Origin of the sequence: Bradyrhizobium sp. Leo170 (genome assembly GCF_004296405.1) — a bacterium.
Lineage (GTDB): Bacteria > Pseudomonadota > Alphaproteobacteria > Rhizobiales > Xanthobacteraceae > Bradyrhizobium.
Genome location: NZ_PSRR01000360.1, coordinates 1 through 8,763, shown reverse-complemented (window position 1 = coordinate 8,763; position 8,763 = coordinate 1). Strand labels below are relative to the sequence as shown.

Annotated in this window: 10 protein-coding genes and 1 riboswitch; of the genes, 2 read left to right on the top strand and 8 right to left on the bottom strand. The window is 64.8% G+C overall.

What is annotated here, in order from left to right:
• Nucleotides 1-76: 76 nt before the first annotated feature.
• Together proC and CWO89_RS36720 are read right to left on the bottom strand one after the other, a co-directional pair.
• A complete protein-coding gene (gene proC, locus CWO89_RS36725) occupies nt 77-895 on the bottom strand; it encodes a pyrroline-5-carboxylate reductase (RefSeq protein ID WP_130583265.1) in 819 nt (272 codons plus the stop codon).
• A gap of 167 nt (nt 896-1,062) precedes the next feature.
• On the bottom strand, nt 1,063-1,560 hold the full coding sequence (locus tag CWO89_RS36720) for a type III secretion system chaperone family protein (RefSeq protein ID WP_130583264.1): 498 nt from the start codon (nt 1,558-1,560) through the stop codon (nt 1,063-1,065).
• A gap of 440 nt (nt 1,561-2,000) precedes the next feature.
• Nucleotides 2,001-2,152: riboswitch (FMN riboswitch) on the top strand.
• Between the two features lie 75 nt (nt 2,153-2,227).
• On the opposite strand from CWO89_RS36720, the gene CWO89_RS36715 reads away from it, so the two are divergent.
• Nucleotides 2,228-2,815, top strand: coding sequence for a 6,7-dimethyl-8-ribityllumazine synthase (locus tag CWO89_RS36715; RefSeq protein ID WP_130583263.1), 588 nt, complete (start codon nt 2,228-2,230; stop codon nt 2,813-2,815).
• A 130-nt stretch (nt 2,816-2,945) separates the two neighbouring features.
• On the opposite strand, the gene CWO89_RS36710 is transcribed toward CWO89_RS36715, so the two are convergent.
• The 6 genes from CWO89_RS36710 to CWO89_RS36685 form a co-directional block, all read right to left on the bottom strand.
• A complete protein-coding gene (locus tag CWO89_RS36710; RefSeq protein ID WP_165421479.1) occupies nt 2,946-3,899 on the bottom strand; it encodes a ribose-phosphate pyrophosphokinase in 954 nt (317 codons plus the stop codon).
• A gap of 167 nt (nt 3,900-4,066) precedes the next feature.
• Nucleotides 4,067-4,678 (bottom strand): hypothetical protein, encoded by a 612-nt coding sequence (locus tag CWO89_RS36705; protein WP_130583261.1) that lies wholly within the window; start codon nt 4,676-4,678, stop codon nt 4,067-4,069.
• Nucleotides 4,679-4,801: 123 nt separating this feature from the next.
• On the bottom strand, nt 4,802-5,569 hold the full coding sequence (gene pgeF, locus CWO89_RS36700) for a peptidoglycan editing factor PgeF (protein ID WP_130583260.1): 768 nt from the start codon (nt 5,567-5,569) through the stop codon (nt 4,802-4,804).
• Nucleotides 5,566-6,687, bottom strand: a complete 1,122-nt coding sequence (locus CWO89_RS36695) for a class I SAM-dependent methyltransferase (protein ID WP_130583259.1) — start codon at nt 6,685-6,687, stop codon at nt 5,566-5,568. The genes pgeF and CWO89_RS36695 overlap by 4 nt, the downstream gene beginning before the upstream one ends.
• A gap of 8 nt (nt 6,688-6,695) precedes the next feature.
• Nucleotides 6,696-7,538, bottom strand: coding sequence for a prolipoprotein diacylglyceryl transferase (lgt, locus tag CWO89_RS36690; protein ID WP_130583258.1), 843 nt, complete (start codon nt 7,536-7,538; stop codon nt 6,696-6,698).
• 11 nt (nt 7,539-7,549) lie between these two features.
• Entirely contained in the window at nt 7,550-8,284 is a 735-nt protein-coding gene (locus tag CWO89_RS36685) for a dienelactone hydrolase family protein (protein ID WP_130583257.1), read from the bottom strand.
• A 162-nt stretch (nt 8,285-8,446) separates the two neighbouring features.
• Here CWO89_RS36685 and CWO89_RS36680 point away from each other — a divergent pair, with 162 nt between their 5' ends.
• Entirely contained in the window at nt 8,447-8,701 is a 255-nt protein-coding gene (locus CWO89_RS36680) for an accessory factor UbiK family protein (RefSeq protein ID WP_130583256.1), read from the top strand.
• Nucleotides 8,702-8,763: the final 62 nt, after the last annotated feature.

Below are 8,763 nucleotides of genomic sequence, written 5' to 3'. Positions count from 1 at the left end.
AGCGCAGCGTGCCCACCATCCACGTTCCGCTCGTGATGGTGGGCACGCTGCGCTTTGCCCACCCTACAAAGCTTGGCTACTTCGCCAATTCCTTCGATCGCTTTGTCGCGGCTGCAATCGCGCGGATCATCAGTGGGCGCAGCCCGTCGGTCGCCATCAGCACGTCCAGCGCAGCGGCGGTGGTGCCGCCGGGCGAGGTGACGTTCTGACGCAGGGTCGCCGCCGGCAAGTCCGAGCGGTGCAGCAATTCGCCGGAGCCCGAGACGGTCGCGCGCGCCAGCTTGGTGGCGAGGTCTTCCGGCAATCCGGCCTCGACACCGGCGCGCGCGAGCTCTTCGGCGAGCAGGAACACATAGGCCGGACCGGAGCCGGAGACCGCGGTCACGGCGTCCATCAGGCCCTCGTCGTCGACCCATTCCACCGTGCCGGTTGCGCGCAGCAGCGCATCCGCAGTCGCACGCTGCGCGGCGCTGACATTGTTAGCGGCGACCGCGACCGTGATGCCGCGGCCGATCGAGGCCGGCGTGTTCGGCATCGCGCGCACCACCGCGCCGCCGCAGACTTCCTCGAGCGAGGCGATGGTGGTTCCGGCCATGATCGAGACGACAAGCGTCGATGGCGCGACCAGCGACTTGAGCGCGGCGCCGGCATCCCGGAACGATTGCGGCTTGACCGCGACCACCAGCGCGTCGACGTGGCCTGCGTCTTTGGGATTGAGACGGACGCCCTTGGTGGCCAGCGCACCGATCTCGGCCGAAGGCTGCGGGTCGATCACGGCGACGCGCGAGGCATCGAGGCCTCCGGCGAGCCAGCCGGTCAGCATCGCCCCACCCATCTTGCCCGCGCCGGCAAGCGCGACGGTGCCGGTGATATTTTGCAAGGTGTTGTTGCTCAAGGGCGCCACCACTGTCGTCCCGGCGCAGGCCGGGACCCATAACCACAGGCGGTTTTAGTAAGGTGCAGGACGCGCGACAAGCGCTTTAGCTCAAACGGCGAGATCACGCGGTATGGGTCCCGGCTCAAGGCCGGGACGACGGCAACTCCGCGGATGCGGCGTGTTCCTTAAGCCTCGCCCTCGGTGTCGAACATCGCGGCGCTCATCGCCTCCTGTGCGGTCTTGCCGGCCCACACCACGAACTGAAACGCCGGGTAGTAGCGCTCGCAGGCATGGATGGCGCCGACCAGCATGCTCTCGCATTGCGCGGTCGATGCGTTCAACCCGCCGGGCAGCACCAGCGCCTGGCGATGCATGATCATGCCGGTGTGGGTCCAGAGATCGAAATGGCCGATCCACAATTGCTCGTTGATGGCGGCGATCAGCCGCTGCGCTTCGGGACGGCGCGCCGGTGGAATCTTCATGTCGAAGGCGCACGCCAGATGCAGCGCCTCGATCTCGCTCATCCAGGTGAAGGAGAGCTGATAGTCGGTCCAGTCGCCTTTGGAGACGATCGTGACCTCGTCGCCAGCGCGCTCGAACGCCCAGTTGTTATCGGCCGCAATGTCTTCGACCACCGCAAGTGGATGGTTCTCGGAATCGATTATGCCTTCGAGGAGGGACATGCCGTCTCGACCCTTGTTCTTCTGACTTTCTTGGTACGCATCCGGAAGGCCGGCCTGCACCAGATAACGCATGGTTGCCGACTGCAGGCCCCCGTGGCCTTCCCGATCGCTCCGAGGCTTGCCAGGATGAAGTGATGTGATTTGCGGAATCCGCGCAACCGGGCCCCGAGTCCGTCCACAGCCAAAGGCGTGCTCGTCCACAGCTCATCGCCGCCACAATTATTAACGCGAGAACAAATCGGAATCGGATTTGCGCGATCGTCGCAATCGTTAACGCGCTCCGCGCGTTTCGGCCCGGGCGAGGGCACCTGAGAGTCGCCAAGCGGTCGTCAAGGCTCGCGCCGGGCACATGGGGAACATGCCGATTCGCCATGCCAAGGCGCTTGCCGCGTCCGTGGGTTTGGCAATAGCTTTGGGGCAGGTCGTCCATTCCGGGCGGCCGATGTTCTCAGGGCGGGGTGAAAGTCCCCACCGGCGGTAAGGGCCTGATGGCCCAAGCCCGCGAGCGCCTTTCTCCTCCCAGGAGGAAGGGTCAGCAGATTCGGTGCAATTCCGAAGCCGACGGTCAAAGTCCGGATGAAAGAGAACGGTTGCGGCAGCCTCGCCATCGCGCGTGGCTACAGTCGTTTTCCGTATGCCCTGATTCTGGTCCTGAAAGAGGAAAGCCATGAATCAGATGTTGCAAGACGCCGAAGTCCAAACTCCCGAAGCCGAGGAAGTCCAGTCGCCCGCGGGTGCCGCGCTGGCGACATCAGAGCCGCCGCCGGCGCCCACGCATCCGCGTTTCGCCAAGCCGCAGCGGGTTGCATTCGTGCAATCGTCCTGGCACCGCGACGTGGTGGAGGAATGCCGCATCGCCTTCCTCGCCGAGATGGAGGCGCGCCATGTCACCAATATCGACGTGTTCGAGGTGCCGGGCTCGTTCGAGATTCCATTGCACACGCAGATCCTCGCCAAGACGCGCCGCTACACGGCGATCGTCGCCGCGGGCCTCGTCGTCGATGGCGGCATCTACCGCCACGAATTCGTCGCCGACACCGTGATCAAGGCGCTGATGGACGTGCAGTTGCGCACGGAGGTGCCGGTGTTCTCGGCCGTGCTGACGCCGCAACAGTTCCACGAGACCGAGGTGCATTACGATTTCTTCCGCAAGCATTTCGCCATCAAGGGCGTCGAGGTCGCGGAAGCCTGCGCCAACACCCTGCACAGCCTGGAGCGCCTGCGCGGCCAGGTCGCCGCGGGGATCGTGGGGTAACGACCCGCCGTCATTCCGGGATGCGTGCGAAGCACGCAGGCCCGGAATCCATTGGGCCGCGTCTTCTGTGGTCAGATGGATTCCGGGCTCGCGCTGACGCGCGCCCCGGAATGACGAGGCTTGGGGATGTCTAGTCGAACAGGCTCGACACCGACTCTTCCGCGGCGGTGCGGGCGATCGCCTCGGAGATCAGGCCGGCGATCGAGAGGGTGCGGATGTTGGCGGAATTCCTCACCGCCTCGGTCGGCAGGATCGAGTCGGTGATAACGAGCTCTTTCAGCTTGGACGAGGCGATGCGGGCCGCGGCGCCGCCGGACAAGACGCCATGGGTGATATAGGCGAACACTTCCTTGGCGCCGTTGGCGATCAGGGCGTCGGCCGCATTCACCAGCGTGCCGCCGGAATCCACGATGTCGTCGACGAGGATGCAGGTGTAGCCGGCGACATCGCCGATCACGTTCATCACTTCGGACTCGCCCGGCCGCTCACGGCGCTTGTCGATGATGGCGAGCGGCGTGTTGATGCGCTTGGCGAGGCCGCGCGCGCGGACCACGCCGCCGACGTCGGGCGACACCACCATCACATTGCTCAGCGCGAAGCGCTCGCGGATATCGCGCACCATCACCGGCGAAGCGTAGAGATTGTCGGTCGGGATGTCGAAGAAGCCCTGGATCTGGCCGGCATGCAGGTCGAGCGTCATCACCCGGTCGGCGCCGGCATGGGTGATCAGGTTGGCGACCAGTTTCGCCGAGATCGGGGTACGCGAGCCTGACTTACGATCCTGCCGCGCATAGCCGAAATAGGGCACGACCGCCGTGATGCGGCGGGCGGAAGCCCGGCGCAGCGCGTCGGTGATGATCAGGAGTTCCATCAGGTGGTCGTTGGCCGGGAACGAGGTCGACTGCAGGATGAAGACATCGGAGCCGCGGACGTTTTCCTGGATCTCGACGAAGATCTCCATATCGGCGAAGCGCCGGACCACCGCCTTGGTCAGGGACATCCCGAGCCCGTCGGCGATCTCTTGTGCCAGCACGGGATTGGAATTGCCAGCTACCAGCTTGATCGCGCCGTTCTTGGCCGACATGGACGCTTCTCCCCGAGGTTTGCTCGATACCATGTCCAACATCTCAAGTACCTACAGAACCGGCGGGTTTCGATGCGCGACGAGATATCAGGCGAGGGGGGCAGCGGCAACCCGTCACACCCGTTATCCCGGCCAAAAAATGACAGCTTTTTGACTATCCCGAACGTTTAGTTAGCGCTGTAGCCGAGCGCCACGACCCCGGATTCTTCCGGTGCGGGCGCGCTCGCGACCGCGGGTCCCTGCCGGCTGGGCGTGGAGGCCGGCGCAGGCGCATCGGTCGGGCCGCCATTGATCATGGTGCTGAGGCCGCTCAAGCCGGCTTGTGCGATCTTGCGCAGGACCAGGTCGTCGGCGGCAGCCCAGGCGTCACGGCCGGACTTGCCGGCCGGTTCTTCGCCGGAGAGTCGCAGGGCGCGCTGCTGGTTGGCATCATAGACGTCCCAGACCCAGGCGATGACGGTCTTGCCGCGCACGACTTGCGCCGAGAGATAGCCGCGCACGCGGTAGGCGGCCGCGCCTTCGCGCGAGACGATCGCGAGGTCGCGGAGTTTGGATTCGCTGTCCAGCACACCCACCATGCGGTCGAACACCTGCGGCGGCGGGCCGTCGATCGATTCGAACGCGATTGTCGATCCATTGCCGCCGCTCCCCGCCATCGCATAGGCATTGCTCGCCGCGCCGCCATTGGCGCAGCCGCCGAGCGCGCAAGCCGCAATCAGCAACGTTGCGGCCAACGCGGCGCGCGCAATTCGGGAAAGGGTGACGATGGTGTCGCTCATCATCACCCCGATATCGTTAAAATACGTTAAGGTCTAGGGCGGCGAGGCCCCGGCGCCGGTTCGATAGATTCCAGGCGCTGATCGAAATTTTCTTTGAAGTTTAAGTACTTCCGCCGGAAGCGGTTATTTTTCCAGGGCGATGGCGTGAACGTGGCGGCCATAATCGCCCTCTTTCCGATGCACCGAGCGGCGGTAGCTATAGAAGCGTTCGTCGGAATAGGTGTCGATACCGATGTCGTCGATCATCAGGATACCGGCATTCTCCAGCCGCATCCGGATGTAACCGCCGAGGTCGAACATCGCGTGTCCTTCGCGTTCGCCGGGCAGGAAGAAGAGGGCGTTGTCCGCGTCAGCCTCCAGAAATCGCGCGACGAATTCGGGCCCCACTTCATAGGAGTGTTGGCGGATCAAAGGCCCGATCGCGGCGACGATGCCGCTGCGGTCGGCGCCGAGCCTTTCCATCGCCTCGACGGTCGATTCCAGCACGCCAGTCAGCGCGCCCTTCCAGCCGGCATGCGCCGCGCCGATCACGCGCGCATTGGGATCGACGAACAGGATCGGCCCGCAATCGGCTGCGGTAACGCCGATCGCAAGGTTCTCGGTGCGGGTGACGATGGCGTCGGCTTTCGGCCGCGCATCGCTCGCCCACGGCGTGGTGGCGACCACGACATCGGGGGAATGCACCTGATAGAGCGTCAGCAGGCGGTCGGGTCCGACCCCCAAGCGCTCCGCCATGCGCCGGCGGTTTTCCGCGACATTATCGGCAGCGTCATTGGAGCCGATGCCGCCATTGAGGCCGGCGTAAATGCCCTCGGATACGCCGCCTTCGCGCGAGAAAAAGGCATGGCGGAGGCCGGGAATGGCTGAGAGCAGCGGGGAGGCCAGGGTCATGAACGTTCCGCGTCGTTTGGATGATCGCTCAGGCCCGCGATCGAGGTGAGCTCCGGGTGGGAGATCGCCATTGCCTTGAACATCGAGCCCATGCCGCCGCGGCCGCTGTCGGTCAATCGTTTCAGTGCGCCGGCGATCTCGTCCGCGATTTCGGGCGTGGCCTTCGCCATCAATCCCGCGGCCCGCGCCTCGATGCCGAGCCGCTTTAGGAATTCACCCTGCGTCACCGGGCCGTGGACGCGTGCGCCGACGTCTTCGGCGGCGCGTGCCAGCGCCTGGAAATCCACATGGGCGGTGACATCGGCCTGGCCTGGGTCCTTCAGCGGATCGGAGAAGCTGTGGCGGGCGATGGCCTGGAAGGTATCGCCGGCGTCGCTGCGCATGTGGCCATAGTCGATGATCAGCGCCGCGCCGTCCTGGTCGCGCACGCGGCGGGCGAGCTTCATGATCTCGGTGTCGGGCCGCCATTCGAACACCGCACCTAAAGGAGCCGCGCGCACCAGCGGCGGCAGCAGCACGTCGAAGCGCGGCATCGGCTCGGGCGCGGTGCCGAAGGCGAGCTTGCCATTGCTGTCGAGCTGGATCACGCGCTCGTGCCAGCCGATCTCGCGCCTCACCACCTGGTGGATCGGCAGTACGTCGAAATATTCGTTGGCGAGGATCACCGCCGGGCCCTCGGGCACGTCGTCGATGCTCTCGTGCCAGGTGATGTCGCGGACATTGCCCAAGGTTGCGCGCTGCTTCTCGCGCAGCACCGGATTGATCTCGACCAGATGGACGCTGAGCGACTGATAGAGCGGCGGCAGCACCCGCAGCGCCCGCAGCGCGTCCGCCATCATGGTGCCGCGGCCGGGGCCAATCTCGACCAGCCGCAGCAATTCCGGCGAACCGATCGCGCGCCAGATCGACGCCGACCACAGGCCCAGCAGCTCGCCAAACATCTGGCTGACCTCGGGCGCGGTGGTGAAATCGCCCTCGCGGCCCAGCGGGTCGCGCGACACGTAATAGCCGTGCTCCGGATGCATCAGGCACAATTCCATGTAGCGCCAGACCGGCATCGGGCCGGATGATTTGATCAGCTTCCTGATCTCGGACAGCAGCGGCGAAACTTCGGTCACATCCAGCCTTAAATCGAACTCGGTAGCGGCTGTGGCGCCCTGCGGCGCCAAGCCATCACAACCATGATAATGCCGACAATGACCATCGGCACCGACAACAGCATTCCCATGGTTAACCCGCCCCACAGGAAGCCGAGCTGCGGATCGGGCTCGCGGAAGTGTTCGCCGATGATGCGGGCGATGCCGTAGATCAAGATGAAGCTGCCGAGCACGAGGCCGGGCCGCTTCAAGGCGCCCATCCGGATCATCACCGCCAGGATCGTGAACAGGAGGATGCCCTCGAGCCCGGCTTCATAGAGCTGGCTCGGATGCCGGGGCACCGGGCCCCCAGTGGGAAACACCATCGCCCAGGGCAGGCTCGGATCGGCGGGCCGGCCCCACAATTCGCTGTTGATGAAATTGGCGAGCCGGCCGAGGAACAAACCGATTGGCGCGACCGCAGTGGTCATGTCGCCGAGCGACAGGATCGGGACGCTGTTCCGGCGCGCAAACCACATCACTGCGACGACGCAGCCGAGGAAGCCGCCATGGAACGACATGCCGCCCTTCCAGAGTTCGAAGATCTCGGCGGGGTGCTGAATGAAGAACGGCAGGTTGTAGAACAGCACGTAGCCGGTGCGGCCGCCGACGATGATGCCGAGCGTGACCCAGAGGATGAAGTCGTCCATCTGGGTGAGCGTGATCGGCGCGGGGCCGCCCCACAATTTCTCGTTCTTGATCATCTGCCGCGCGTAGATCCAGCCGATCACGATGCCGCAGATGTAAGCGAGCGCGTACCAGCGGATCGCGATCGGTCCGATCGAGATGGCGATCGGGTCGAACACGGGGAAATCGATCAAGAGGAAGGGCATCGCGCCTCAGGCTATGCAGACAGATTGCGGCGATAGAGCGCCAGCAGGCGCTCCCAGTGCCGCTCGGCGGCGTCGCGGTGATAGACCGGGCGCTTCGGGAAGGCAAAACCGTGATGGGTGGCGGGATAGATCTCGACCTCGTTGCTCGATCCCTTCATGCCGGCCTGCACTTTTTCGATGGTCTCCATCGGCGCGTAGATGTCGGTCTCGGCGCAGGCGAAATAGAGCTCGGCCTTGGTCTTCTCGGCCGCCAGATGCGGACTGTCGGGCTGATCGGTCGCCAGATGCGTGCCGTAGACCGAGGCGGCGGCTTTCACGCGATCGGGGAAATGCGTCGCCGCGTTGATCGCATAGCGCCCGCTCATGCAATAGCCGACGGTGCCGACGATGCGCGTATTCGCGGCGGCCTCGCCCTCTGCATAGGCGAGCAGGGCCTTGGTGTCTTCCATCACCACGGGAATGTTGATCGACTGCATCAATTCGAACATGCGCTTGCGTTCGGGCGATTCCGGGTCGGGATTGATCGGCCCGAGCTCCATGACGCCGGCGCGGTAATAGAGGTTCGGCAGCATCACATAGTAGCCGGACGTACCGAGCCGGCGCGCCATGTCGCGCAGCTCTTCGCGGATCGCCGGCGCATCCATGTAGAAGATGATCACCGGAAACGGGCCGCCGCGCTCGGGATGGGTGATGAAAGTGGTGATCTTGCCGTCTTTGGTCGGAATATCGATCTGCTGGTCGATCATGGGCGTTTCTCGGTTAGCGATTCTCTATTCCTAAGCGTTGAGTACGATTGCAAGGAAACCGGAGCATGACAAGGCAAGCGGCATCATGGGTCATTTGCGGCCTTGAACCACGCGCCTTTGATTGCCATTGTCTTGATCGCCTTAGGGAGTGCGGAGAGCCAGATGACCCAGACCACGAACCGGTTTTTTGACGAGATCGGCCGCCTCATGAACGATGCCGCCGGCGCCGCCCAGGGCGTCAAGCGCGAAGTCGACTCGGTCATGCGCAACCAGGCCGAACGCGTCCTGCGCGACCTCGATGTCGTCCGGCGCGAGGAGTTCGAGGCGGTGAAGGACATGGCCCGCCTGGCGCGCGAGGAGAACGAGGCGCTGAAGGCGCGGATCGCAGCGCTGGAGGCCAAGCTCGGAGGGACCTGATCTCACGTAGCCCGGGTGGAGCGCAGCGCAACCCGGGACCGTTGTCCCCGCGGTGAGTTTTC